Below are 21,731 nucleotides of genomic sequence, written 5' to 3'. Positions count from 1 at the left end.
GCATGTCGGTTTCGCCGCTGCCTTTCGCCGCGCCCGGTGATGCCATGCCCTGGCGCCGTTGCCTGGTGCTGGTGCTGGCGCTGCACCTGCTGGCCGCGGCGCTGCTCTGGCCCTGGCGAGACAAGGCCGAGCCGCCGTGGGTGCCGCCGCCGGCGGTCATGGTGGTGATGGCCGCCGCACCGCAGGCTCCGGCCGAGGTAAAACAACCGCCGGGGCAAAGGACGCCGCCGCCTCAGGTTGAACCGCCGGCGCCGCCGGAACCCTTGCCGACGGTGAAGGTGCCTGAAGCCGTACGGCCGAACATCGCCGTACCGCCGAAGCAGAAAAAATCGCCCAAGCCGGTGAAGAAAATCCCCCTGCCGCGCACGCCGCCGCAGGAGAAAACGATCGCGCCGCCGAGAATTCAGGAGCAAAGCGTCGGCGCGCCGCCGCCGGGCCGGGCGGATAAAGCGGCCGCGCCGCAAACCCGCCTGACGCCCTATGCACAGGCGGGGGAAGATAGCTGGCGCAGCCGCATCAACGGCCGCCTTAATCGCTTTAAGCGTTATCCCAAAGACGCCTTGCGGCTGAAGCGCCAGGGCGTCGGGCAGGTGCGTTTCACCCTGGACAGGCAGGGCCATGTGTTGGCGGTGACGCTGGTCAGCAGCGCCGGGTTGCCGTCGCTGGATCGCGAAATCCAGGCGCTGGTCAAGCGCGCTTCGCCGTTGCCTACGCCGCCGGCGGACGCCTACGTCAACGGCACGGTGGAATTGACGTTGCCGATCGATTTCAGTTTGCGCGGCGCAAGTTTTTGAGCCGCGACAATATCTCTCCCTGATAAAATCATTTTTCAGCAGCTTGTCCTGCCATTCATTATTTTCAAAGCGTATCGTTATTTTATTTGGCGCGGCGGAGTTGGCGTTCTGCGCGATATTTTCATTTAAAAAGCACGAATGCCTTTTATTTTACGGCTGACAAAAAATAAACAGCTTGACGCTGCGTAGTTCGGGTTTTAGTTTTTAATTATAAAATAGGAACTGAGTTCCATATAGTGGAACAAGGCGGATCATGACAACGCTGGAAAATGCCGCTGCGGTATTAAAACTCTTTTCTCAACAACGCGTGATGCATGGCCAACCGGGCATTGCATTCAGCGACGTGGTAGATCAATTGGCGCTGCCGAAAAGCACGGTATCGCGCCTGCTGCAGAGCATGGAAAATCAGGGCATGCTGGAGCGCGATCCCGATAGCCGGCGTTACCGCATCGGCGCGCTGTTGCTGGCGGCATCCAGCCACTACCTGTCGATGCCGCTGGTGGACAACCTGGCGGCCAGCATGGCGCAGCTGTGCCGCCAGACGGCGTGTACCGGCTACCTCTCGGTGCTGGAGGGGCAGGAGATCATGGTGATGCGCATGTTCCCCGGCCGCCACTTTTTGCAGGTGGTCACCCCGGCGGGCTACCGTTCACCGGCGGCGGAAACCTCGGTTGGTCGGGCGATACTGGCGCGTGAAAGCGACGAGCAGGTTCGGGCGCGTTACGCCGGCGGTTACCGGGCGGCTTCGCCCAATGCGCCGCAAACGCTGGATGCGCTGCTGCAGAAGTTGCAGCAGGTGAGGCGCCAGGGCTGGTCGCTGGCGCGCAATGAAACCTTGAACGGCATCAGTTCGCTGGCGACCGCGCTGGTGAACAAGCACGGCAGCGAGACGGTGGGGCTGTGTCTGTCCTTCCCTTCGCAGGGCGAGGAACAGCCGTTTGTACCGGAAGTTCTGGCCGAATTAACCGCAGTCAGCCGCCAACTGGCGGAAAAATATGGCGATGATTATTGGCAGCAGATCAACTAACGCGCCGGAGCTATAACGTTTCATCATCATTAACGAGCGCCGACACCAGGGAACTCATTAATTATATTTCACCGTATTTTATTGGTGAGAAACAGACGGGCTAAATAAGAAAATAATCACGTTATGACGCCGGCAGTTCCAAATAATGGAACTGTCGCGGCGAACTATCGTCGGGCGTTATTTCCGGCATGCGGCAGGAAATATTCAGGGATACCAAGCATGAAATCAAATAATCCGCTAAAAGAGGCCGGCACGCTGTTGGTCATGGCGCTGCTTTCGGTGGTGGGGGCGATCATCGGCGTTCAGCTGATCACCACGCTGGGCGTGACGCCCAACACCTCGATCATCGGTGCGCTGATCGCCATGCTGCTGGCACGCATTCCGCTGCAAATGTTTCAACGCTACCGCTCGGTGCACACCCAGAACCTGGCGCAGACGGTGATCTCCTCAGCCACCTTCGGCGCGGCCAACTGCCTGCTGATGCCGATTGCGGTGCCTTACGTGATGGGACAACCGCAGCTTATTCTGCCGATGTTCTGCGGCGTGGCGGCGGCGATGCTGCTCGACGCCTATCTGCTTTATCGCCTGTTCGATACCAAAGTGTTCCCCGCCGCCAATGCCTGGCCGCCGGGCGTCGCCGCCGCGGAGGCGATTAAAGCCGGCGATCGCGGCGGCAAGCAGGCCTGGCTTTTGGTGGTGGGCGTAGGGGTGGGCATCGCCGGATCAATGCTCAAGATCCCCATGGCGGCCTTCGGCACCGCCTTTATCGGCAATATCTGGGCGCTGAGCATGTTCGGCGTCGGGCTATTGCTGCGGGCCTACGCCGAGCCGGTGGCCGGTTTCGATATCAATGCCCATTTTATTCCGCACGGCGTGATGGTCGGCGCCGGCCTGGTGGCGCTGATCCAGGTCGCGCAGGTGATCCGCAGCCGCCGCGCCGATAGCGCCGGTTATACCCAACCGGACAGCGCGGTAAGCAAAGCGCTCGGCCTGGGGGCGGTCGGCTACATCGCCATCGCCGCGTTTTTGGCTCTGGTCGGCGGGCTGTTTAGCGAGATGTCGCTGCCGATGCTGGCGCTGTTCGTGATTTACGCGGCGTTCGCCGCTTTCGTTCATGAGCTGATCGTCGGTATCGCCGCCATGCACTCCGGCTGGTTTCCGGCGTTCGCGGTGGCGTTGATCACCCTGATCGTCGGTATCCTGATCGGTTTCCCACCGCTGGCGCTGTGCATCCTGACCGGCTTTACCGCCGCTACCGGGCCGGCCTTCGCCGACATGGGCTTTGACTTGAAAGCCGGCTTCATCCTGCGCGGCTACGGCGAGGATCTGCGGCAGGAACTGCTGGGGCGCCGCATTCAGCTGTTTGCGGCGCTGATCGCCTTCCTCATCGCCATTCCGGTGGTTTACCTCTCTTACCACAGCTATTTCCTGCAGGACCTGATCCCGCCGGTCGCGCGCGTTTACGCCAAGACCATCGAGGCCGGTGCGCAGCCGGGCATCGCCTGGAGCCTTTTGATCTGGGCGATCCCCGGCGCCGTGGTGCAGCTGATCGGCGGCCCCAAGCGCCAGCTCGGCGTGCTGCTGGCAACCGGCCTGCTGATCAACAACGCCTTGGCTGGGTGGGCGGTGCTGGTGGGCATCGCGTTGCGCGTGGCGATCCTGCGCCGTTGGGGCGATCGCGGCCGCACGCCGATGGAGATCATGGCGGCCGGGTTTATCGCCGGCGACGCGCTCTACAACTTCTTCAGCTCGATTTTTTCCAGCAAGGGCAAATAGCCCCTACCGATGACATTGGTGAGGTAAAACGACCATGAGTTTGCAACAAACGCTGCAGGTTTTTGAATTGATTGATAGCGCATTCGTCAGCGGCCAGGACGTCGTCGATCTGTTTGCGCCTTACCCGGCGATCCGCGCCAGCACCCTGCGCGCCGAGGGGCCGAAGGGCGGCACCGATTTCGTGCGCATCGAGATCCCCGGCAGCGCAGGCAAATTCGCTGGCGGTGCGGCGCCGACGCTGGGCATTATCGGCCGCCTGGGCGGCATCGGCGCGCGGCCGACGCGTATCGGGCTGGTGTCCGACGGCGACGGCGCGATCGCCGCCATTGCCGCCGCGCTGAAGCTGGCGGAGATGCAGCGCAAGGGCGACACGCTGCCGGGGGATGTGATCGTCACCACCCATATTTGCCCGAACGCACCGACCCGGCCGCACGATCCGGTCGATTTTATGGATTCGCCGATCGATGACGTGACGATGAACGATAATGAAGTGGTGCCGGAGGCTGACGCCATCCTGTCGATCGACACCACCAAAGGCAACCGCATCATCAACCACAAAGGCTATGCGCTATCGCCGACGGTGAAAGAGGGCTACATCCTGCGGGTGGCGGAAGATCTGCTGCGCATCATGGAGATGACCAGCGGCCGCCCGGCGGTGACCTTCCCGATCACCACGCAGGACATCACCCCTTACGGCAACGGCGTGCATCACCTCAACAGCATCCTGCAGCCCTCGACCGCTACTGCGGCGCCGGTGGTCGGCGTGGCGATCTGCAGCGAATCGGTGGTGCCGGGCTGCGGCACCGGCGCCAGCCACGAAACGGATATCGCGCTGGCGGTCAAATTCGCGGTGGAAGTCGCCAAAGAATTCGGCCGCGGCACCTGCCGGTTCTACGATGCCGCCGAATATGGCCAGCTGCTGGCGCTGTACGGCAGTCTGAGTCACCTGCAAAAAAGGAGATAGCCCCATGACGGCTTCATTCGCCACGCTGACCATCGGTCAGGCGCCGCGCAGCGATATCATGCCGCTGCTGTCTGCTTATCTGCCGGCGGAGCGGGTGAGGCACGTCGGTTTGCTGGACGGCCTGGATGCTGGGCAGATCGCCGAGCGTTATGCGCCGCAATGGGGCGATAAGCTGCTGGTGTCGCGCCTGTTGGACGGCACGCAGGTGACGCTCTGTGCCGCTCGCGTCGAAAGCGGGTTGCAGCAGAAGATCCGCGAGCTGGAGGCGGCGGGATGCCAGGTGATCCTGCTGCTGTGCACCGGCGAATTTGGCCGATTGCAGGCGGAGCAGGCGCTGTTGCTGGAGCCGGATCGCATCATCCCGCCGTTGATCTCCGCGATCGTCGGCGAACACCGCGTCGGCATCGTGGTGCCGGTGGCGGAACAGGTTGGGCAGCAGGCGCGCAAATGGCGGCAGCTGGCGACGCCGCCGAGCTATGCCGTCGCCAGTCCTTATCTGGCGGATGACGCCGCGCTGGAGCAGGCGGCTTGCGCACTGCTGCGGCAGGGGGCGGAGGTGGTGGTGCTCGATTGCATCGGTTATCACCAGCGCCACCGCGCTTTTTTGCAGGCGCGTCTGTCGGTGCCGGTGCTGCTGTCGAACGTTCTGGTCGCCAAGCTGGCCGCAGAGTTAATCGGCTGATACAAATAGCCATAAATCACCGCCCGGCGCGGCCTCGGGCGCTTTGCGCTCGCGGGTATCCCCGGGTTTCAGCAGCCCTGACTGCCGGAGAGAGGCCCGGTGGCGTTTTCCTCTGCGCCGCGATCGCATTTCGCGCGAAAAACCAGTGACAGATCAACCGCAATCCCCCAATATGGATTTTCCATCAAGATGATTACGCGGGTGCCAGTCTATGCTGAAAGTGAATGAGTATTTTGCCGGAAAAGTGAAGTCTATCGGTTTTGACAGTAGCAGCATCGGTCTTACCAGCGTGGGCGTGATGGAAGAGGGGGAATACACCTTCTCCACCGCGCAGCCGGAAGAAATGACGGTGATCACCGGGGCGCTGAAAGTGCTGCTGCCGGGGGCGCCGGACTGGCAGGTGTTTACGCCGGGCGAGAAGTTCTTCGTGCCGGGGCACAGCGAGTTCAACCTGCAGGTGGCCGACGCGACCGCCTATCTGTGCCGTTACCTGAGCAAATAAATTTTGTTCGTTAGGGAAACGCAGGGCTCAGCGGATGCTGGGCCCTGGTCATTTCTGCGGCGGGATTAACGCTGGGCTTCGCCGCCGAGCGCTTCGATGGTGTTTTTGATCAACGCCGCCAGCTCGCTGGTCATCAGGATAAAGTCGGCGTCAAAGCGCTGGGCGAAGTCGTCGCGATCGATATCGTCGTTCTGCTCGCGCAGCGTGTCGGCGAACTTCAGGCGCTTGAGCGAGCCGTCGTCCGACAGCATCAGCTGAATGCGCTCCTGCCAATCCACCGCCAGCTTGGTCACCAGCTTGCCGGCTTCGATATGCACCGCGATTTCGTCGCTGATCAGATTCTGTTTCTTGCAGCGGATCACGCCGCCTTCTTCCAGAATCGCTTTCAGTTCCGCTTCATCCTGAATGGCGAAACCAGCCGGCATCTCGCCGGAACGCACCCATTCGGTCAGCGTCAGTTCGATCGGGCTTTCCATGGTCAGCGGCACCACCGGCAGCGAGCCGAGGCTTTTGCGCAGCAGCGCCAGCGTATCTTCGGCGCGTTTGGCGCTGGCGGCATCGACCATGATCAGATCGTTGACGGTGTCGATCCACATGAAGGTTTGGTTGAAGCGGCTGAAGGCACGCGGCAGCAGGCTGTGCAGCACTTCGTCCTTCAGCGCGTCTTTCTCGGTTTTCTTCAGTTTGCGATGTTGTTCCGCCTCCAGGCGCTCAATTTTGGCCTGCAGCTCTTGCTTGATGACCGGCGACGGCAGGATTTTCTCTTCCTTGCGCGCGCAGATGACGATTTGGCCGTTGACCGCGTGCGTCAGCGCATCGCTGTGCGAGCCCATCGGGGAGACCCAGCCGGTCTTGGCCATGTCCTGGCTGCCGCACGGCGTGAAGGCGAACGCGCTGAGTTGTTTTTCCATTTCATCCGCGTTTAACGCCACTTCGCGGCTCAAACGGTAAACCATCAAATTCTTAAACCACAGCATAATGTTATCCCTGGCTGGGCGTGCGCTCGGCACGCTGATTCGTCAAAAGCAGGGCGGCATGATAACGAATTGACGCTGAAAAATCGCCCCATTCTCTCCGAATTGCGTCGCCGACCGCAGCGGAAAAGGCCGGGCGGGGGAGAGGGAAACAGGTGATTCATCCGCGTACTTACATTAGGCTGTGGCAACGCTGCGCGGCATCGAGGAGAAAAATACATGCGCATTGGCATCGATTTGGGCGGGACAAAAATTGAAGTGATTGCGTTGGCGGACGACGGCCGGGAGCTGTTTCGCCATCGCATCGCCACGCCGCGCCATGACTATGGGCAAACCCTGGCGGCGATCGCCGGGCTGGTGAAACTGGCGGAAGATTATACCGGCGAGCGGGGATCGGTCGGGATCGGCATTCCCGGCACGCTGTCGCCGTTTACCGGGCGGGTGAAAAACGCCAACTCGGTATGGCTCAACGGCCAACCGCTGGACAAGGATCTCTCGGCGCTGTTGGCGCGCGAGGTGCGTATCGCCAACGACGCCAACTGCCTGGCGGTGTCGGAAGCCACCGACGGCGCAGGCGCCGGCGCGCAAACCGTGTTTGCGGTCATTGTCGGCACCGGCTGCGGCGCCGGCGTGGCGCTGAATGGGCAGGCGCATTCCGGCGGCAACGGCATCGCCGGCGAGTGGGGCCACAATCCGCTGCCGTGGCAGGATGACGATGAGCTGCGCTACGCCCGCGAAGTGCCGTGCTACTGCGGCAAACCGGGCTGCATCGAAACCTTTATTTCCGGCACCGGTTTCGCCACCGACTATGCGCGCCTGGGCGGCAACGCGCTGCAAGGGCACGAAATCATGGCGCTGAGCGAGCGGGGCGATGCGCTGGCGGAGCAGGCGATCGTGCGCTACGAAATGCGGCTGGCGAAAGCGTTGGCGCACGTGATCAACATTCTGGATCCGGACGTGGTGGTGCTCGGCGGCGGCATGAGCAACGTGGATCGCCTGTACCGCACGGTGCCGCAGCGGGTGAAAGATTGGGTGTTCGGCGGCGAGTGTGAAACGCCGATCCGCAAGGCGGTGCACGGCGACTCCAGCGGCGTACGCGGCGCGGCCTGGTTATGGCCGCAACAGCAGCGCTAAGCGTTGCAGCAAAGCGCGAGGCTGCTCGCGCTTTAAACCCTTCCCTGTACAAAAACTGGACGGCGCTTTATGCTTTAGCTAACTTAGCTAAGGAGGACGCGTATGCCGATTCAGGCCAATATGCACGAAGCCAAATCCAATCTGAGCCAGCTGGCGGACAGAGCCGCGGAGGGAGAAACCGTGATTATTGCAAAAGCAGGGAAGCCGTACGTACAGCTGGTCGCCATCCAGGGCGAAGCGCGCCGGCCCGGCGCCGCCAAGGGCAAGTTTACCGTGCCGGCGGATTTCAACGCGGGGGATGCGGCCATTGCGGCGCTGTTTGAGGGCGATGCATGAAGCGCCTGCTGCTGGATACCCACGCGTTGCTGTGGTGGCTGATTGATGACGCCTGCCTGGGCGCGAACGCCAAAAGGCAGATCGCCGATCCGGGCAATGCGGTGTACGTCAGCGCGGCCAGCATTTGGGAGATCTCGATCAAGCAGGCGCTGGGCAAGCTGGCGCTGCCGGAAGACATCTTTGCGATCATCGAGGCCGAAGATTTTCTGGCGCTGCCGATGGACGCCTTTCATTGCCAACAGGCCGGGCAACTGCCGCCCTATCATCAGGATCCTTTCGATCGCATGCTGATCGCACAGGCGCAGGCCGAGGGGCTGACGCTGATCTCCGCCGACGCGGTGTTTCCGCAGTACGGCGTGCGGGTGGCGGACGCCCGCCGTTAAGTCGGTTTCTCCTCGCTTTCGCTGCGCACCCGTTCGATATGAATGGTCAGGAACATCATCTCTTCCGTGGTGAGCTGATGCTGATAGTGCTTTTCGATGTGGCGGTTGATTTTGCCGGCGCAGGCGAATGACTCACGGTATTTCTCTTTCACCACCTGATACAGCGAGTCGTCGTCGCTGTCGACGTAGTTTTTCCCCAGCAGGCGCTGGGCAAAGAATTTCAAATGGGTGACGAAACGGTGGTAGCTCAGGGCTTCCTCGTTGTAATCAAAGCGGAAGTGGTATTTGACCAGGTTGAGGATCTCTTGCATCACGCGGGTGATGTGCAGCGTATTGTGCATCTCGTCGTTAAGCTGGGCGTTGACCAGGTGCAAGGCGATAAATCCGGCCTCGTCTTCCGGCAGCGCGGTATTCAGCCGCTCGGCGATCAAGGCCAGCGCCTCCAGCCCGACGGCGAACTCGGCCTGATAGAGCTTTTTAATCTCCCACAGCAACGCATTTTTGATATCCAATCCTTCCGCGTGGCGCTGCAGAGCGAAATGGATGTGATCGGTCAGCGTGATGTAGACGATGTTATGCAACTTGCCCGGCAGCCGTTCGCGGGCGAGGGTAATAATCCTGTCGGCGGTGGTGACGCAGGCCAGCGGGATCTCGGAGAGCAGCTCTTTATAACGCTCGGCGATTTCGCCGCCGTTATGGGTGAACACCTTTTCGATCAGGCTTTCGTCCAGCGTGTCGCCGGGCTTCTTTTTAAAGCCAATTCCTTTTCCCATTACCACCGTCTCTTCCTGACGGTCGTCCAGCGTAATCACCACGTTATTATTGAGTATTTTAGCGATTTTCATGGTCTTTCCCGGTGTTTCAGCATCCTGAAAACGAAAAAACCTGACGCCCGGAAGCGATCCCGGGCGTCAGGTTTTGCCTGTATTTTATGTTTCTGTCCTGCGGCCTGAGCGGCGGAGGGGATACAGTAACAATCCTGTTATGCCTGCATAATAACCCGTGCTCGCCGCGGCTCAACGCTTTTCACCGCGGAGTGCCGCCGCGGTCACACTTCTGCGCCGCGCACGGCGGGATCATTCCAGCCTGAAGTGCGCCTCCAGCCGGCTGACGCCGAGCCCGTTGACCTTTTTCACTTTGATCTGCACCGGAATGCGCTCTTTCATCGCCTCGACGTGGCTGATCACGCCAATGGTTTTACCGGAAGCATTCAGGCTGTCCAGCGCGTCCAGCGCGGTATCGAGGGTTTCGGCGTCCAGCGTGCCGAAGCCTTCGTCGAGGAACAGCGAATCGATGCTGGTTTTGTGGCTGACCAGATCGGACAACGCCAGTGCCAGCGCCAGGCTGACCAGGAAGCTCTCGCCGCCGGACAGGGTGCGGGTATCGCGCAGCGCGTCGGCCTGCCAGGTGTCCACCACCTGCAGCTCCAGCGCGTCGCTGGTTTTGCGCTGCAGCAGGTAGCGTCCGTGCAGCCGGCCGAGTTGCTGGTTGGCCAGATAAACCAGATGATCGAGCGTCAGCCCCTGAGCGAAGCGGCGGAACTTGTCGCCTTCTTTCGAGCCGATCAGCTGGTTGAGGTAGCTCCAGTCGTCGTAGTCTTGCTGGCTGCGGGCGATTTGCTCGAACAGCGCCTGTTGATTGAGGCGGCGGGCGGCATCGCTTTCCAGCTGGTTGCGCAGTTCACCCTGGCGCAGCTGCAACGTTTTCAACTGCTGCGCCAGCTCGGCCAGCGATTGGGTGAGTGCGTCGAGATCCGCGTTGGCTTCATCCACCCCTTCAGGGCGGCTTTGCCGATGCTGCTCCAGCGTTTGCGTCGCCTGCGTCAGCAGGGCGGCGGCCTCCACCTGCCGCTGTTGCAGTTGCTCTTTGCGCTGCTGCAATTCGCGGCGCAGGGCGTCGTCCAGCAGCGCAGCGGCGAAGGCGGTTTCATCGGCGAATTCGCTGTCGGCCAGCGCCTGCTGCCACAGCTGCTGCGCCTGCTGCAGCCGTTCCTGCATTTGGGTGTGCTGTTGTTGCAATCCGGCCTGCTGGCCGGCCAGGCGCTCGCGCAGTTCCTGCGCTTTTTGCCACTGCTCGGCGGCCTGCAAGCTGGCCTGCTCACAGGCGGTTTGTTTGGCGCGCAGCTGTTCGCGCACCTCGGCGACCTGCTGTTCGCCGAACAGCGCCAGCCGCTGCGCGCGCCGTTCGGCGAGGGTCTTCTCGCCTTCTTGCCAGCGTTGTTGCAGGTCTTGCTGCTGTTGCAGGCTGTCAGCATGGGTTTTCTGCAGCAGCGTAAAGCGCTCTTCGAGCAGCGCCAGCCGTTGCTGCGCCTGCTGCTGCTGCGTTTGCAGAGCGGCGAGCGCGTCTTTTGCCTGCTGTACCGCCTGCGCCGCCTGTTCATGCTGCTGCAGCGCGTGCTGCCCGCGCCGCTCTTCGTCGTCGCAGCCGCTCAGCCAGGCGCTGAGGCGCTCGCCCTCGGCCAACGTAAAGTCGAATGCCAGCGGCGCGCTGAGCTGCTGCCACTGCTGCTGTTGGGCAGCCAACTGCTGCTCATCCTGCGCGATAGCCTGCTGTTGGCGTTGCAATTGCTGTTGCAGGTTGTCGTAACGGGCTCGCAGCTCGACGCCTTGTTTTTGCAATGCTTCGGTCTGGACTTTCATTTGCTCCAGACGTTGCGCAGTTTCTGACAGTTTTACCTCTTGGTATTGTTCTACCGCCGGGTGCTCGCATGAGCCGCACAGCGGGCAGGGGGCGCCGGGTTGCAAACGGGCGCGCTCGGCTTCCAGACCCACGATCCGTTGTTCCAGCGCATAGGTTTTTTCAACATCGGCCTGGTGGGCTTTCTGCTGCTTAAATTGCTGACGGATGAGCTCTAACTGTGGCTCCAACTGGGTCAGTTCATTTTGACCGATGTTTAGCTCTTGCCGCTGCTGTTCCAGCCGTTTAACAACTTGTTGCGATAAAGAGGCGAGCGTAAATAACTGCTGGCGCGTCGGGCGCAGATCCGCCAGAGCGCTCAGGCGCTGGCGCAGCGGGGCCAGCGGCGTTTGCGCCGCCAGCGCCTGCTGCTGTTGCTGCTGAACGGCCAGCGCTTCGGTCAGCGCGTTCAACCGCTGCTGATGCTGTGCGGCCTGCGCCGTCAGCTGGCTGCGCTCGGCGGTGAGCTGCTCCAGCGTGGTTTTCTGTTTGGCACACTGCTGCGCGGCGGCATCGCCGGCCTGTCGCCGCTCGGCCTGCGTCGACTGCAGTTGGGCGATCTGATGGTCGAGCGGGGCGACCTGGTCATCGATCAGCTGTTGCTGCTGCCGCATATGCTCGGCATGGGCTTGCTGCGCCAGACGGGCCTTTTCCACCGCCTGCTGCAGTGGCGCCAGCTGCGCCGAGTGCTGTTCCTGTTGCTGCGTCAGCTGGGCTGCCTGCTGTTGTATCGTCTGCAGCTCGGCGCGGCAGCGATCGCGTTCACCGCGCAGCGGCCGCAATTTCTCGGCCGGTTCGCTGAGCGCCAGCCGCTGCAGCTGCGGGGCGGCCTCCGTCTGCTCGCGCTGGGCGGTTTCCAGCCGCCGTTGACCCTCGTTTTGCTGTTGCTGGAGGCGTTGCCATTGCTGCAGCCAGCTCAGCGCCTGTTGCTGTTGCTGAGTTTGCTTACCGAGGGCGCTTTCCTGCGCGCTCAGCGCCGTCAGCTGTTCAGTCAGGGAGTGGCGCTGTTCATCGTTCAGCAGCTCGATGCCGCTGGCGCGCTGGTGCAACCCATCCAGGTCGGTTTTGGCCTGCTTGTGCGATTCGAACACCTGTTCGGACAACCGCCCGTAGATTTCGGTGCCGGTCAGCTCTTCCAACAGCTCAGCGCGATCGTTGGCGTCGGCGTTGAGGAATGCGGCGAACTGCCCCTGAGACAGCATCATCGATTTGGTGAAGCGGCCGAAGTCCAGCCCGGTGATGGCGGCGGTGATCTCCAGCTTGTCGCGCACCTTGTCCGCCAGGATCTTGCCGTCCTCGCGGCGCGCCAGTTCCACCTTCGGTGCCTGCAGATTGCCGTCCGGCGCGTTTTTGGCGCGGCGCTGGCTCCAGAAGGCGCGATAGCCGACGCCCTTGACCTCGAATTCGACCTCCGCCAGCGATTCGGCGGTGTGGCGGGTCATCAGTTCATTCTGGCTCGGCGTGACGTTGAGACGCGGCGTCTGGTGGTACAGCGCCAGGCAGATGGCGTCCAGCAGGGTGGTTTTGCCCGCGCCGGTCGGGCCGGTAATGGCGAACAGGCCGTTGCTGGCGAACGGCTCGGCGGTGAAGTCAATTTTCCACTCGCCCTGCAGCGAGTTGAGGTTTTTTAACCGCAGGCTGAGGATCTTCATGGATTGGTCTCCTCAGGATTGTGCTGCACCGCCTCGACCACCTGGCGGAACAGTTGGTGCATTCGCCGTTGGCGCGCTTCTGGCATGTCGGCCTCCTGCGCCAACCTGCGTTCGAACACCTCGTTGACGCTCAGCTCGTTGAGCGTTTCCTTATCCTGCTGCGCGATCGCCTGGCGGCGCTGCTCTTTGCTGCGCCGCAGCAGCACCACTTCCACCGGCAGCTCATCCGCCAGCAGTTGGATGCGGCGCTGGATATCGCTGAGGTAGTCCTGCGTCGCCACTTCGATATCCAGCCACACCGGCAGCTCGCCGGCATAGTCGGCAAATTGCTGCAGCTGCCGTTCGATCTCGGCCAGATCGCCTTTGATCAGCTGCATGGGCTGGAACTGCGGGATCGTTAACGCTTCTACCTGCTGCAGGGCGCCGCCGGCGAAATCGACCAGGAAGACGCTTTTGGCTTTGCCCAGTTCATCGAAGCTGAGCGGAATCGGTGAGCCGCTATAGCGAATATGTTCCGACTTGGCGACGTTCTGCGCGCGGTGAATGTGGCCCAGCGCGATGTAATCGGCAGGTGGGAAGGCTTGCGCCGGGAAGGCGTCGAGGGTGCCGATATAGATGTCGCGCACCGAGTCGGAGGTGGTGACGCCGACGGTGGTCAGGTGGCCGGTGGCGACGATCGGCAGCGGCAGGCCCAGCCGATCGCGGCGTTCGCAGGCCGCCTGATACAGCGCCTGGTAATGTTCGGCGATGGCTTCCTGCAGCGCCTGCTGTTTTTGCGCGCCGGATTCGCCGGCGCGGCTGGTGAGCAGATCGCGCGGCCGCAGAAAAGGAATGGCGCACAGCACCGCGCCCGGCTGGCCGTCGCGCCGGTTCAGCACCACAATCTGCTGTTCGGGGGCGCTTTGTGCGCTCGCGATCACCGTGGTGTTCAGGCAGGAGAGCAGCTCACGCGATTCGTTCAGCGTCGCCACCGAGTCGTGGTTGCCGCCCAGCACCACCAGCTGACAGCCGGTGCGCTGCAGCTCCACCACGAAGCGGTTGTACAGCTCGCGGGCGTAGCTGGGCGGCGAGCCGGTATCGAACAGATCCCCGGCGACGATCAGCGCATCCACCTGCTGCTGCTCGATCTGCTCGATCAGCCAGTTCAGAAAAGCCTGGTGCTCGGCGGCACGGCTTTTGGTGAAAAAGTACTGGCCAAGGTGCCAGTCAGAGGTGTGGATCAGGCGCATGACACTCCCGGATGCAAAGGTAATGGCGATGATTATAAAGGCCGCGGCGGCGGCTGTCCCGGCGCAATGATGATGACAACCGGATGATTTTTCTTTGCGCCGGGAAATAATCGCTATGCTTACTGCCTATAACAGCCGCTTTTTTTCATAAAAGTGTCACAAAACTGACGCATAATGGCGCCCGCAAAGTCGCTAACACATTGGCAGGATTGACGATGGCAAGACGCATACTGGTGGTGGAAGACGAAGCGCCGATCCGTGAGATGGTGTGCTTTGTGTTGGAACAGAATGGTTACCAACCGTTGGAAGCCGAGGATTATGACAGCGCCGTGACGCGCCTGTCTGAGCCGTTCCCTGATTTGGTGTTGCTCGACTGGATGTTGCCCGGCGGTTCCGGCATTCAGTTTATCAAACATATGAAGCGCGAAGCGCTGACGCGCGATATTCCGGTGATGATGCTGACCGCGCGCGGCGAAGAAGAAGACCGGGTGCGCGGCCTGGAAGTGGGGGCGGATGATTACATCACCAAGCCGTTCTCGCCCAAGGAGCTGGTGGCACGCATCAAAGCGGTCATGCGCCGCATTTCACCGATGGCGGTGGAAGAGGTGATTGAAATGCAAGGGCTGAGCCTGGATCCGTCCTCCCACCGCGTGATGGCTAACGATCAGGCGCTGGACATGGGGCCGACCGAGTTCAAGCTGCTGCACTTCTTTATGACCCACCCGGAGCGGGTTTATAGCCGTGAGCAGTTGCTTAATCACGTCTGGGGCACTAACGTTTATGTGGAAGACCGTACCGTTGACGTGCATATCCGTCGGCTCCGCAAGGCATTAGAAACCAGTGGGCATGATAAAATGGTTCAAACCGTTCGGGGCACCGGCTACCGGTTCTCAACGCGCTACTGATCGCACTGCGCTGGAGAATATGCCGTGTTAGAACGTCTGTCGTGGAAGAGGCTGGCTCTGGAGCTGGCTCTTTTCTGTTTGCCCGCCTTACTGCTGGGGCTGATTTTCGGTTATCTGCCCTGGTTCCTGCTGGCCTCCGCGCTGGCCGCGCTGGTGTGGAATTTCTACAACCAGCTCAAACTCTCCCATTGGCTGTGGATCGACCGCAGCATGACGCCGCCGCCCGGCCGCTGGAGTTGGGAGCCGTTGTTCTATGGCCTGTATCAGATGCAGCAGCGCAACCGCCGCCGCCGGCGCGAGCTGGCGCTGTTGATCAAGCGCTTTCGCAGCGGGGCCGAATCGCTGCCTGACGCGGTGGTGATGACCACCGTTGAAGGCAACATCTTCTGGTGCAACGGGCTGGCGCAGCATCTGCTCGGCTTCCGCTGGCCGGAAGACAACGGCCAGCACATCCTCAACCTGCTGCGTTATCCGGAATTCAGCCATTACCTGCAACAGCAGGAGTTCTCGCGCCCGCTGACGCTGCAGCTGAACAACGAACACTACGTCGAATTCCGCGTGATGCCCTATTCCGAAGGGCAGTTGCTGATGGTGGCGCGCGACGTCACCCAAATGCGCCAGCTGGAGGGGGCGCGGCGCAACTTCTTCGCCAACGTCAGCCATGAGCTGCGCACGCCGCTGACGGTGCTGCAGGGCTATCTGGAGATGATGGGCGACGAAGAGCAGGACGGTTCGCTGCGCAGCAAGGCGCTCGGCACCATGCAGGAACAGACCCGCCGGATGGACGGGCTGGTCAAGCAGCTGCTGACGCTGTCGCGCATCGAGGCGGCGCCCAATGTCGACATGAACGAGCGGGTGGATATCCCGCTGATGCTGCGGGTGTTGCAGCGCGAGGCGCAATCGCTGAGCGGCGGCAATCACGAGATCACTTTCCGGGTGAACGAACAGCTCAACGTGTTCGGCAATGAAGACCAGTTGCGCAGCGCGGTGTCTAACCTGGTGTACAACGCGGTCAACCACACGCCGAAGGGCACCCATATCGAAGTGAGCTGGCAGCAGACGGCGCACGGCGCGCAGTTCCAGGTCAGCGACAACGGGCCGGGCATCGCCGCCGAACACCTGCCGCGCCTGACCGAGCGTTTTTACCGCGTCGACAAGGCCCGTTCGCGCCAGACCGGCGGCAGCGGGCTGGGGCTGGCGATCGTCAAGCATGCGCTCAGCCATCACGACGCGCGGCTGGAGATCCTCAGCGAGCCGGGGATCGGCACCCGCTTTATCTTTACCTTACCCAACCGGTTGATTGTTCCCGCCGCTTTATCAGAGAATGCGGTGAAAAATTAACGCGAGACACCGGTATGACCCGAATAACCCGAGGGCTGTTGCTTTGCCTGGCGCTGCTGGTCGGACGCGGCGCGCTGGCGCAGCCCGACGGCATGCTGGCGGGCAACCTGTCCAGCGTCGGTTCCGATACTTTGGCGAATCTGATGGCGCTGTGGGCGCAGGATTTCAGCCGGCATTACCCCAACGTTAACCTGCAGATCCAGGCCGCCGGCTCGTCGACCGCGCCGACCGCGTTGGCTGCGGGCGCCGCGCAGCTGGGCCCGATGAGCCGGCCGATGAAGGCGGCCGAGGTTTCGGCGTTCGAACACCGTTACGGCTATGCGCCGCTGGCGGTGCCGGTGGCGGTGGACGCGCTGGTGGTGTTGGTGCATCAGGACAACCCGCTGCGCGGCCTCAATCTGCAGCAGCTCGATCGCATTTTCTCCGCCACCCGGCGCTGCGGTGAAAGCAAGCCGCTGACGCGCTGGGGCGAGCTGGGGCTGAGCGGCGACTGGGCGACGCGCTCGCTGCAGCGCTTCGGCCGCAACTCGGCGTCCGGCACCTACGGCTATTTCAAACTGCGCGCGCTGTGCGGCGGCGATTTTATGCCGCGCGTCAATGAGCTGCCCGGCTCGGCCTCGGTGGTGCAGGCGGTGGCCGGTTCGCTCAACGGCATCGGCTACGCCAGCATCGGTTTTCGCGCCAGCGGCGTGCGGCTGCTGCCGTTGGCGGAATCGGGAGAGGACTATGTCGCGCCTACCGCCGCCAACGTGCGCAACGATCGCTACCCGCTGTCGCGCTATCTCTATATCTACATCAACAAAGCCCCCAATCAACCGCTGGAGCCGCTGACCGCCGCGTTCCTCGATCGCGTGCTGTCGAACGCAGGGCAGAACCTTGTCAATCACGACGGCTATCTGCCGCTGCCGCCGGGCGCCCTGCAGAGGACCCGCCAGGCGCTCGGGCTGCAGCCGCTCGCGGCGGCCACGGTGCAATAAGCGACAAAAAACGGCGTATTTTTCGCCTTTTTTAACGGCCAAACGGAGCTTATACCACGCGAAAACCGGGCATTTATTGGCGTTTTCGCGCGGTAAAGCGGTATATGTTTCACGTTTCGTGAATCCATTGTTCAAAAATGATACAAATCATGTAGTGTATATTTATTGATAGCCAATATGATCGACTGGTGGCTAAAGTTTATATGGTCGATAGCTCTGCTTTTCGCCGTGCGCCTTGCCTTGAAGCGCTATAAACGTTTACCTTAGCCCTCGTTGTCGGATTAAACCTCCATTTTTATAACTCCTAAAATTTTGCCCATCTTCATGAGCGGCCACTTTCGAATAGGGACATAAACGCCGGATCGACTGCGTTTAGGATGCTTATTTGGCGCTGCGACGATCGGGCATGCCGGCAACCGGTGGGGCGTCACGCCACCACGCTATCGGACAATTTTTTTCATTTGAACAGGCAACACGACATCGTATGAGTCATCGTTTAACGTCAAAAGATATCCTGGCACTGGGCTTCATGACCTTTGCCTTATTCGTTGGGGCCGGGAACATCATCTTCCCGCCGATGGTCGGCTTGCAGTCCGGTGAACACGTCTGGATCGCGGCGCTGGGCTTCCTGATCACCGCCGTCGGTCTGCCGGTCATCACCGTCATCGCGCTGGCGCGCGTCGGCGGCGGCATCGACGCCCTCAGTTCGCCGATCGGCCGCGGCGCCGGCCTGCTGCTGGCGACCGTCTGCTACCTGGCCGTCGGCCCGCTGTTCGCCACGCCGCGCACCGCCACCGTGTCCTTTGAAGTGGGCATCGCCCCGCTGACCGGCGACGGCGCCATGCCGCTGTTCATCTACAGCCTGGTGTACTTCGCGCTGGTGATCGGCATCTCCCTGTATCCGGGCCGCCTGCTCGACACCGTCGGCCATGTGCTGGCGCCGCTGAAGATCGTGGCGTTAGGCGTACTGGGCATCGCCGCGCTGCTGTGGCCTGCCGGCGCGCCGATTCCGGCGACGGCGGCTTACCAGAGCGTGCCTTTCTCTTCCGGCTTCGTTAACGGCTACCTGACCATGGATACGCTGGGCGCGCTGGTATTCGGCATCGTTATCGTCAACGCGGCGCGCTCGCGCGGCGTGAAAGACGCCGGTCTGTTGACCCGCTACACCATTCTGGCCGGTTTGATCGCCGGCGTGGGCCTGACGCTGGTTTACCTGAGCCTGTTCAAGCTGGGCTCCGGCAGCGGCGCGCTGGTGCCGGACGCCACCAACGGCGCGGTGATCCTGCACGCTTACGTTCAGAACACCTTCGGCGGCCTGGGCAGCTTCTTCCTGGCGGCGCTGATCTTCATCGCCTGTATGGTGACCGCGGTAGGCCTGACCTGCGCCTGCGCCGAGTTCTTCGCGCAATACCTGCCGTTCTCGTACAAGACGCTGGTGTTTATCTTGGGTCTGTTCTCGATGGTGGTGTCCAACCTCGGCCTGAGCCACCTGATCCAGATCTCCATTCCGGTGCTGACCGCGATTTACCCGCCGTGCATCGTGCTGGTGGTGCTGAGCTTCACCCTGCGTTGGTGGCACAGCGCGCCGCGCATCATCGCGCCGGTGATGCTTGTCAGCCTGTTGTTTGGTATCCTTGACGCGGTGAAAGCCTCCAGTTTCCAGCAGCTGCTGCCGGCCTGGACCACTCACCTGCCGCTGGCGGAGCAGGGGTTGGCATGGTTGCCGCCTTCGCTGCTGATGCTGGTGCTGGTCGCGATTTATGATCGGGTGTGCACGCGTTCCCAAGTGACCGCGCACTGATAATCCCCCGGCTTAATCCAGGGCCACGGACATGTCCGTGGCTTTTTTACGTTTAAAACTATGGGTCATTTTCATGCAACAACAGTCACCCACCACTGCCCCCGACAATAAGCTGAAACGCGGCCTCAGTACGCGTCATATCCGCTTTATGGCGCTGGGATCGGCCATCGGCACCGGGTTGTTCTACGGCTCGGCGGACGCCATCAAAATGGCCGGCCCGAGCGTGCTGCTGGCTTACCTGATCGGCGGCATCGTGGCCTTTATCATCATGCGCGCCCTGGGGGAGATGTCGGTCAACAACCCGCAGGCCAGCTCGTTTTCCCGCTATGCGCAGGACTACCTCGGCCCGATGGCGGGTTACATCACCGGCTGGACTTACTGCTTTGAAATCCTGATCGTCGCCATCGCCGACGTGACCGCCTTCGGCATCTATATGGGGGTCTGGTTCCCGGAAGTGCCGCACTGGATCTGGGTGCTGAGCGTGGTGCTGATCATCGGCGCCATCAACTTGATGAGCGTCAAGGTGTTCGGCGAGCTGGAATTCTGGTTCTCGTTCTTCAAAGTCGCCACCATCATCATCATGATCGTGGCCGGCATCGGCATCATCATCTGGGGCATCGGTAACGGCGGGCAGCCGACCGGCATTCATAACCTGTGGTCGAACGGCGGCTTCTTCAGCAACGGCTTTATCGGCATGATCCTGTCGCTGCAGCTGGTGATGTTCGCTTACGGCGGCATTGAAATCATCGGCATCACCGCCGGCGAAGCCAAAGATCCGAAAAAATCGATTCCGAAGGCCATCAACTCGGTGCCGTGGCGCATTCTGGTGTTCTACGTCGGCACGCTGTTCGTCATCATGTCTATCTACCCGTGGAACCAGGTGGGCACCAACGGCAGCCCATTCGTGCTGACCTTCCAGCATATGGGCATCACCGTGGCGGCAGGTATCCTCAACTTCGTGGTGATTACCGCTTCGCTGTCGGCGATCAACAGCGACGTGTTCGGCGTCGGCCGAATGCTGCACGGCATGGCCGAGCAGGGCCATGCGCCGAAGATGTTCAGCAAGGTGTCGAAGCGGGGCATTCCCTGGGTGACGGTGGTGGTGATGATGCTGGCGCTGCTGCTGGCGGTATACCTCAACTACATCATGCCGGAGAGCGTGTTCCTGGTGATCGCGTCCCTGGCGACCTTCGCCACCGTGTGGGTGTGGATCATGATCCTGTTCTCCCAAATCGCCTTCCGCCGCAGCCTGAGCAAAGAACAGGTGAAGCAACTGGCGTTCCCGCTGCGCGGCGGGGTGTTCACCTCGGTGGTGGCGATCGTGTTCCTGGTGTTCATCATCGGCCTGATCGGCTACTTCCCGACCACGCGCGTCTCGCTGTACGCCGGCCTGGTCTGGGTGGTATTGCTGCTGGCGGGGTACTGGTTCAAGGTCAACCATCAGAAAAAACGCGCACCGTTGGCGACGCAGCAAGACTGAATGGAAAAACACCGGCTAAGGCCGGTGTTTTTTTAGGAGCAGGCGTCAAGCGAAGTCCAGCTTGCGCAGTTTGGAAACGTCGATGGACTGCCTGGCCTGCCACAGATCGTAAGCATCCTGCATGCCCATCCAAACCTGTTCGGAACTGCCTATCACGATGGACAGGCGGATGGCCATTTCCGGCGAGATATCGGACTTTCCGCTGATCAGGCGTTGAACCGTGGAGGGCGCGACGTCCAGCGCTTTAGCCAGCGCACGCGCGCTGAGATTCAGCGTTTCCATGGTTTCTTTGATCAACTCGCCAGGATGAGGGGGATTATGCATGCGGTTCATTAGTGATAGTCCTCATAATTCACGATATAAACATCACCCTCGACCAGTTCAAACGTGATACGCCAGTTGCCGGTTACGGTGACGGACCATTGCCCGCTGCGAGCGCCCGTTAGCGGGTGCAAGAAGAAGCCGGGCAGATCTACGTCATCAATCACTTTCGCCAGATCCAGCACGCTCAGCCGCAGCGCGATTTTCTTCGCCTGATTGGCGTCGATACCCGCCGTTGAACCGGTTTCGAAAAACTTTTTGAGTCCCTTATGCTTGAAGCTTCTTATCATCCTGACGGCTCCATGAGTGTTGCGCTATACGCATCATAGCCAGGTGTTGCGTATGGCGCAACAAGATGGGGCGTTTTTCAACCTATTATGCCGGGCGTTTGTCTTCCGCTTCATCCTCCCCGGCGGCGCGCGCTTCGATACGCATGTCGCCGCCGTTAAGGCGTTCCTCCTCTTCCTCGCCGGCGCAGCGCGCCAGCACCTCGCGAATGTCTTGCATATTGCTGCTCAGGGCGCTCAGCGAAGGTTGCAGGTTGCGGGGCATGCGGCTTTCGTCCAGCGAAGCGCTGTGCAGGCAGCCGATAAACAGCAGGGTGGCCATCAGGGTAAACAGCCGGTGACGTAAGCGTTTCAGCAAGGGCTTTCCCTCTCGGTGGTGAAGATGATGGCGCATTAACGCCGTTTTCACCGGGGAAAAGAAGGGGATGGAGATATCTGCTGGCAATTGAAAGAACATCATTACCAGCAGACACAGTTACGTCAGCCGACG

The 21,731-nt window shown here is 61.4% G+C and carries 21 protein-coding genes; 14 read left to right on the top strand and 7 right to left on the bottom strand.

All coding sequences use genetic code 11. From position 1 onward, the window contains the following. Positions 1–2 precede the first annotated feature (2 nt). The 6 genes from ACF8MC_RS09015 (at position 3) to ppnP (ending at position 5,745) form a co-directional block, all read left to right on the top strand. The gene (locus ACF8MC_RS09015; RefSeq protein ID WP_033653291.1) at positions 3–794 is read left to right on the top strand and encodes an energy transducer TonB; all 792 of its coding nucleotides are present in this window, start codon (positions 3–5) and stop codon (positions 792–794) included. A 253-nt stretch (positions 795–1,047) separates the two neighbouring features. Then, complete coding sequence (locus ACF8MC_RS09010; protein ID WP_033647338.1) at positions 1,048–1,821, top strand: IclR family transcriptional regulator; 774 nt, start codon at positions 1,048–1,050, stop codon at positions 1,819–1,821. 219 nt (positions 1,822–2,040) lie between these two features. Beyond that, the gene (locus tag ACF8MC_RS09005; protein ID WP_060420419.1) at positions 2,041–3,597 is read left to right on the top strand and encodes an OPT/YSL family transporter; all 1,557 of its coding nucleotides are present in this window, start codon (positions 2,041–2,043) and stop codon (positions 3,595–3,597) included. Between the two features lie 34 nt (positions 3,598–3,631). Continuing rightward, on the top strand, positions 3,632–4,561 hold the full coding sequence (locus ACF8MC_RS09000; protein ID WP_033647333.1) for a DUF1177 domain-containing protein: 930 nt from the start codon (positions 3,632–3,634) through the stop codon (positions 4,559–4,561). 4 nt (positions 4,562–4,565) lie between these two features. Then, positions 4,566–5,243 carry an AroM family protein gene (locus tag ACF8MC_RS08995; RefSeq protein ID WP_033653288.1) on the top strand — a complete coding sequence of 226 codons (678 nt, stop codon included), beginning with the start codon at positions 4,566–4,568 and terminating at the stop codon, positions 5,241–5,243. Positions 5,244–5,454: 211 nt separating this feature from the next. Next, entirely contained in the window at positions 5,455–5,745 is a 291-nt protein-coding gene (gene ppnP, locus ACF8MC_RS08990) for a pyrimidine/purine nucleoside phosphorylase (RefSeq protein ID WP_004940463.1), read from the top strand. 65 nt (positions 5,746–5,810) lie between these two features. Here the strand turns inward: ppnP and rdgC are convergent, their stop codons facing one another. Beyond that, complete coding sequence (gene rdgC / locus ACF8MC_RS08985) at positions 5,811–6,722, bottom strand: recombination-associated protein RdgC (protein WP_004940461.1); 912 nt, start codon at positions 6,720–6,722, stop codon at positions 5,811–5,813. A 216-nt stretch (positions 6,723–6,938) separates the two neighbouring features. Here rdgC and mak point away from each other — a divergent pair, with 216 nt between their 5' ends. The 3 genes from mak to ACF8MC_RS08970 all read left to right on the top strand — a co-directional run bounded on the left by mak (position 6,939) and on the right by ACF8MC_RS08970 (position 8,572). Beyond that, positions 6,939–7,853: a fructokinase gene (gene mak, locus ACF8MC_RS08980; protein WP_164105055.1), complete on the top strand. Its 915-nt coding sequence runs from the start codon at positions 6,939–6,941 to the stop codon at positions 7,851–7,853. A gap of 102 nt (positions 7,854–7,955) precedes the next feature. After that, on the top strand, positions 7,956–8,189 hold the full coding sequence (locus tag ACF8MC_RS08975) for a type II toxin-antitoxin system Phd/YefM family antitoxin (RefSeq protein ID WP_033637280.1): 234 nt from the start codon (positions 7,956–7,958) through the stop codon (positions 8,187–8,189). Next, complete coding sequence (locus ACF8MC_RS08970; RefSeq protein WP_033637281.1) at positions 8,186–8,572, top strand: type II toxin-antitoxin system VapC family toxin; 387 nt, start codon at positions 8,186–8,188, stop codon at positions 8,570–8,572. The genes ACF8MC_RS08975 and ACF8MC_RS08970 overlap by 4 nt, the downstream gene beginning before the upstream one ends. On the opposite strand, the gene licT is transcribed toward ACF8MC_RS08970, so the two are convergent. The 3 genes from licT to sbcD form a co-directional block, all read right to left on the bottom strand. After that, positions 8,569–9,417: a BglG family transcription antiterminator LicT gene (gene licT / locus ACF8MC_RS08965; RefSeq protein WP_164105054.1), complete on the bottom strand. Its 849-nt coding sequence runs from the start codon at positions 9,415–9,417 to the stop codon at positions 8,569–8,571. The genes ACF8MC_RS08970 and licT overlap by 4 nt on opposite strands. 231 nt (positions 9,418–9,648) lie before the next feature. Next, positions 9,649–12,900, bottom strand: coding sequence for an exonuclease subunit SbcC (sbcC, locus tag ACF8MC_RS08960; protein WP_164105053.1), 3,252 nt, complete (start codon positions 12,898–12,900; stop codon positions 9,649–9,651). Further along, the gene (gene sbcD, locus ACF8MC_RS08955; RefSeq protein WP_033647327.1) at positions 12,897–14,129 is read right to left on the bottom strand and encodes an exonuclease subunit SbcD; all 1,233 of its coding nucleotides are present in this window, start codon (positions 14,127–14,129) and stop codon (positions 12,897–12,899) included. The genes sbcC and sbcD overlap by 4 nt, the downstream gene beginning before the upstream one ends. A gap of 215 nt (positions 14,130–14,344) precedes the next feature. On the opposite strand from sbcD, the gene phoB reads away from it, so the two are divergent. The 5 genes from phoB (at position 14,345) to proY (ending at position 20,633) form a co-directional block, all read left to right on the top strand. Continuing rightward, positions 14,345–15,034: a phosphate response regulator transcription factor PhoB gene (gene phoB, locus ACF8MC_RS08950; protein WP_004940438.1), complete on the top strand. Its 690-nt coding sequence runs from the start codon at positions 14,345–14,347 to the stop codon at positions 15,032–15,034. Between the two features lie 24 nt (positions 15,035–15,058). Further along, positions 15,059–16,375: a phosphate regulon sensor histidine kinase PhoR gene (gene phoR, locus ACF8MC_RS08945; protein WP_025301740.1), complete on the top strand. Its 1,317-nt coding sequence runs from the start codon at positions 15,059–15,061 to the stop codon at positions 16,373–16,375. 14 nt (positions 16,376–16,389) lie between these two features. Beyond that, complete coding sequence (locus tag ACF8MC_RS08940) at positions 16,390–17,352, top strand: PstS family phosphate ABC transporter substrate-binding protein (protein ID WP_164105052.1); 963 nt, start codon at positions 16,390–16,392, stop codon at positions 17,350–17,352. A gap of 484 nt (positions 17,353–17,836) precedes the next feature. Further along, positions 17,837–19,153, top strand: a complete 1,317-nt coding sequence (gene brnQ / locus ACF8MC_RS08935; protein WP_033653282.1) for a branched-chain amino acid transport system II carrier protein — start codon at positions 17,837–17,839, stop codon at positions 19,151–19,153. A 73-nt stretch (positions 19,154–19,226) separates the two neighbouring features. Then, positions 19,227–20,633, top strand: a complete 1,407-nt coding sequence (gene proY / locus ACF8MC_RS08930) for a proline-specific permease ProY (RefSeq protein WP_033653281.1) — start codon at positions 19,227–19,229, stop codon at positions 20,631–20,633. Positions 20,634–20,678: 45 nt separating this feature from the next. Here the strand turns inward: proY and ACF8MC_RS08925 are convergent, their stop codons facing one another. The 3 genes from ACF8MC_RS08925 to ACF8MC_RS08915 all read right to left on the bottom strand — a co-directional run bounded on the left by ACF8MC_RS08925 (position 20,679) and on the right by ACF8MC_RS08915 (position 21,599). Next, the gene (locus ACF8MC_RS08925) at positions 20,679–20,966 is read right to left on the bottom strand and encodes a HigA family addiction module antitoxin (protein WP_025160069.1); all 288 of its coding nucleotides are present in this window, start codon (positions 20,964–20,966) and stop codon (positions 20,679–20,681) included. Further along, positions 20,966–21,244, bottom strand: a complete 279-nt coding sequence (locus ACF8MC_RS08920) for a type II toxin-antitoxin system RelE/ParE family toxin (RefSeq protein WP_060429160.1) — start codon at positions 21,242–21,244, stop codon at positions 20,966–20,968. Before ACF8MC_RS08920 ends, ACF8MC_RS08925 begins: the two co-directional genes overlap by 1 nt. 85 nt (positions 21,245–21,329) lie before the next feature. Then, entirely contained in the window at positions 21,330–21,599 is a 270-nt protein-coding gene (locus ACF8MC_RS08915) for a hypothetical protein (protein WP_060429158.1), read from the bottom strand. Between the last annotated feature and the right edge of the window lie 132 nt (positions 21,600–21,731).

It is taken from the genome of Serratia sp. LACPHL-BACT-2024-00286 (assembly GCF_043109535.1).
In the GTDB taxonomy this organism is placed as follows: Bacteria; Pseudomonadota; Gammaproteobacteria; order Enterobacterales; family Enterobacteriaceae; genus Serratia; species Serratia sarumanii.
The sequence above is the reverse complement of the archived record's forward strand: the minus strand, read 5'-3'. Positions and strand labels throughout refer to the sequence as shown.

Bases quoted from the DNA above. Each gene is read 5' to 3' on its own strand.
- ACF8MC_RS08925 (WP_025160069.1), bottom strand. From the start codon at position 20,966: ATGAACCGCATGCATAATCCCCCTCATCCTGGCGAGTTGATCAAAGAA.
- ACF8MC_RS08920 (WP_060429160.1), bottom strand. From the start codon at position 21,244: ATGATAAGAAGCTTCAAGCATAAGGGACTCAAAAAGTTTTTCGAAACC.
- mak (WP_164105055.1), top strand. From the start codon at position 6,939: ATGCGCATTGGCATCGATTTGGGCGGGACAAAAATTGAAGTGATTGCG.
- ACF8MC_RS09010 (WP_033647338.1), top strand. From the start codon at position 1,048: ATGACAACGCTGGAAAATGCCGCTGCGGTATTAAAACTCTTTTCTCAA.
- ACF8MC_RS09000 (WP_033647333.1), top strand. From the start codon at position 3,632: ATGAGTTTGCAACAAACGCTGCAGGTTTTTGAATTGATTGATAGCGCA.
- rdgC (WP_004940461.1), bottom strand. From the start codon at position 6,722: ATGCTGTGGTTTAAGAATTTGATGGTTTACCGTTTGAGCCGCGAAGTG.
- ppnP (WP_004940463.1), top strand. From the start codon at position 5,455: ATGCTGAAAGTGAATGAGTATTTTGCCGGAAAAGTGAAGTCTATCGGT.
- brnQ (WP_033653282.1), top strand. From the start codon at position 17,837: ATGAGTCATCGTTTAACGTCAAAAGATATCCTGGCACTGGGCTTCATG.
- phoB (WP_004940438.1), top strand. From the start codon at position 14,345: ATGGCAAGACGCATACTGGTGGTGGAAGACGAAGCGCCGATCCGTGAG.
- sbcD (WP_033647327.1), bottom strand. From the start codon at position 14,129: ATGCGCCTGATCCACACCTCTGACTGGCACCTTGGCCAGTACTTTTTC.
- ACF8MC_RS08995 (WP_033653288.1), top strand. From the start codon at position 4,566: ATGACGGCTTCATTCGCCACGCTGACCATCGGTCAGGCGCCGCGCAGC.
- ACF8MC_RS08975 (WP_033637280.1), top strand. From the start codon at position 7,956: ATGCCGATTCAGGCCAATATGCACGAAGCCAAATCCAATCTGAGCCAG.
- ACF8MC_RS08970 (WP_033637281.1), top strand. From the start codon at position 8,186: ATGAAGCGCCTGCTGCTGGATACCCACGCGTTGCTGTGGTGGCTGATT.
- sbcC (WP_164105053.1), bottom strand. From the start codon at position 12,900: ATGAAGATCCTCAGCCTGCGGTTAAAAAACCTCAACTCGCTGCAGGGC.
- ACF8MC_RS09015 (WP_033653291.1), top strand. From the start codon at position 3: ATGTCGGTTTCGCCGCTGCCTTTCGCCGCGCCCGGTGATGCCATGCCC.
- ACF8MC_RS08940 (WP_164105052.1), top strand. From the start codon at position 16,390: ATGACCCGAATAACCCGAGGGCTGTTGCTTTGCCTGGCGCTGCTGGTC.
- proY (WP_033653281.1), top strand. From the start codon at position 19,227: ATGCAACAACAGTCACCCACCACTGCCCCCGACAATAAGCTGAAACGC.
- ACF8MC_RS09005 (WP_060420419.1), top strand. From the start codon at position 2,041: ATGAAATCAAATAATCCGCTAAAAGAGGCCGGCACGCTGTTGGTCATG.
- licT (WP_164105054.1), bottom strand. From the start codon at position 9,417: ATGAAAATCGCTAAAATACTCAATAATAACGTGGTGATTACGCTGGAC.